A 2,662-nucleotide genomic window follows, 5' to 3' on the forward strand; every position below is an offset into this window, starting at 1 on the left:
GACACCCTGGTCCTGGGCACGCAGGCCACCGAACACGGCACCCAGGAGACCAGTCAGGGCCGCGACCTCATGTACCAGAAGGCCAAGGACAAGGGGACCACCGACCAGACCACGAACTACAACCAGTTCAACGCGGGCAGTCTGGCCGTCAGCGCCAACCATGTGCAGGCCGGCGTGGGCGCGCGGGACAGCATCGAGCAGCTCGCCCAGCTGCCCGGCATGGGCTGGATAGAGCAGCTTCAGAACGATCCGAATCTCAGCGGCAAGGTCGACTGGGCGAAGGTCGAGGAGGCGCACAAGGACTGGAACTACAGTCAGCAGGGTTTGACGCCTGAAGGCGCTGCCATCGTGACGGTGGTGGTCAGCTACTTCACCTGGGGGGCCGCCAAGGGAGCTGGAGTCGCAGCAGGCGGCGCCGTTGGCGGCGGCACTACGGGCGCTGTAGTGGGTGGCGCGGTGACGGCCGGCGTGAGCGCTCTGGCCGGTCAAGCCAGCGTCGCGCTGATCAACAACCAAGGAGACATCGGCAAGGCACTGGACGAGCTTGGTTCGAGTTCGAATGTGAAGAACCTGCTGACGGCCATTGCCACGGGTGGCGTGCTGGGCGGGTTGAACCTGAATCCCACGGGCTTGCCGACGGCGGGCAGCGGCGCCCAAGAGTTCATGAAGCAACTCGGCCAAAACCTCACGGCCAGCGCAGCAACGGCGGTGATCAGCACGGCGATCAACGGCGGCAGCTTTGAGGAGAATCTGAAGCAGGGCCTGAAGAGCGCATTGCTGAACACCATCGCGGCGCAAGGGGCTTCCGCTATCGGGGACTTGAATCTCGACGACTTCAGCAACAAGGTGGCGCATGCGCTGGCCGGGTGTGCCGTCGGAGCTGCCCGCACAAACGGCAGTTGCGGCGCGGGCGCGATCGGAGCGGTCATCGGCGAGATCAGCGCAGAGGCGTTCGGATTCGACGAGAACGGCAAGCCGAAATTCGATGCCACTCAACTCGCCGCGATGCTCGGGGGCATCGGCGGTGCAATCGCCGGCCTGGACGCGGACCAGATCAGCCAGGCGGCCGACGCCGCCGCGAATGCCGCCGCGAACAATGGCCTGAAGCACTATGCAGAGAAAGCGCTCGGCAAGCTGCAAGACGCGCTCAAGGCGATTGAGATCAAGCCACTCGTCGAAAAGCAGCAACTAATTCGCGAGTATCTCGACGCGGCCGGTGCACGAGGTGGCCTGACCGAGATCGAGATAGCCACGCTGGGCGTCATGTACGCGGCCAACGAGGCCTTGTTTCCGACGAGCGTGCTGGACGTTTTGCCCGGTGGCGGCAAAGCAGTTAGTAAAGTAGGCACACTAGTCAAGGCCGGGGCAAAGGTTGAGGATGCTGTCAAGGTAGTAACGGCCGAGACGAAGCTCGCCGGCAGCGCCGGTCAGTTAGCTGCAAAGGCGGAGCAGTTTGAAAAGGACATTGCAAAACTGCCTGTGGGAGAGCGAGTTGCAATAATTAAACAAGAAGTGAAGGATGTTGTGGCTGCGAATGACTGGACCAAGGACTCGCGCTTGAGCCGAATGAATGATCGCGACGTGTATCGCACGCCGTCCGGCGATCTATATTCCTTAGATACCCAGCATGGAGCCTGGGAAAAAATCAATCCAAAATCAGGGGCGCACGAAGGGCAGTTTAGGTTGATTGATCTAGCGCCGCAAAAAATTGCCGATGCATCCGGCGGTCACGACTTGAGGGTGAAATGATGGACTGGGAAAAGCTGGTGGACAGCGAGAATCCTGCACTACACCGAGGCTATCTATTGAAGTTTCCTTCTCACTCACCTTTTGAGTCTGAAGTAGTCATGATGGTTTGTGGGCTGCCGGATGGTGGACGCCGACTAGCTTCGGTCGCTCTCATGACAATTACGGGCTACTGTGCTGGAATCAATCCTTACGTTGAATTTCCACCCGACGCGGTTTTAGATGGGACGGGAATATCCAAAGATTGGCTGATCACTAACTGGAAGCGGTGGGTCTGGCCTGATGGCAACGTTGAAGACGTGCGGATTCGCAAGGAACTCGCGGCAGCAGATCTGTAGATTGGGGCACACCCAAGGACTTATTGGAAGTTCACTATGAATGTGAGCTTTCTGTAGCGCGCTACCCCAGATTTGCGCGAACGCACGGGACCGTCGGGCCAGTCGGCCAGCTCGCGCAGCATCCCGATGGTCGTTCGCACCAGCACGCCCGAGACCCGCTTGCCCACAGCGAGCCTGTTTCGCACCCAGCCGGGCGCGACCGCCCATTACCTGATCGAGACCGATCCGCGCTTCGCCGACTATCGCCAATGGCTCAGCAGCGACTACCTGCTCAACGCCCTGGGCTTCAATCCCGACACAGTGCAAAAGCGCCTGGGCGATGGCTTCTATGAGCAGCAACTCATTCGCGAGCAGATCGCCCAGCTCACCGGCTACCGCTACCTGGACGGCTACACCAGCGACCAGGACGAGTACACCGCGCTCATGAAYGCGGGCGTGACCTTCGCCAAGCAGTATGGATTGACCCCCGGCATCGCCCTGACTGCCGCGCAGATGGCCCAGCTCACGAGCGACATCGTCTGGCTCGTCGAGCAGACCGTGACCCTTGCCGATGGCAGCACCCAGCAGGTGCTCGTGCC

2 protein-coding genes and 1 pseudogene are annotated in these 2,662 nt (G+C 60.8%); all 3 read left to right on the plus strand.

The features are described from left to right. On the plus strand, positions 1 to 1,749 hold a 1,749-nt coding region (locus tag AC1DSF_RS30430), incomplete at its 5' end, for a DUF637 domain-containing protein (RefSeq protein WP_478184041.1). Further along, positions 1,746 to 2,084, plus strand: a complete 339-nt coding sequence (gene imm45 / locus AC1DSF_RS30435) for an Imm45 family immunity protein (protein WP_478128957.1) — start codon at positions 1,746 to 1,748, stop codon at positions 2,082 to 2,084. The genes AC1DSF_RS30430 and imm45, both read left to right, overlap by 4 nt. Before the next feature lie 117 nt (positions 2,085 to 2,201). Beyond that, positions 2,202 to 2,662 (plus strand): annotated as a pseudogene (locus AC1DSF_RS30440) (hypothetical protein); the annotation flags it as partial.

The organism is Variovorax sp. 01N429 (genome assembly GCF_056399425.1).

Coding starts and splice junctions, on each gene's coding strand:
- imm45 (WP_478128957.1), top strand. CDS start 1,746: ATGATGGACTGGGAAAAGCTGGTGGACAGCGAGAATCCTGCACTACAC.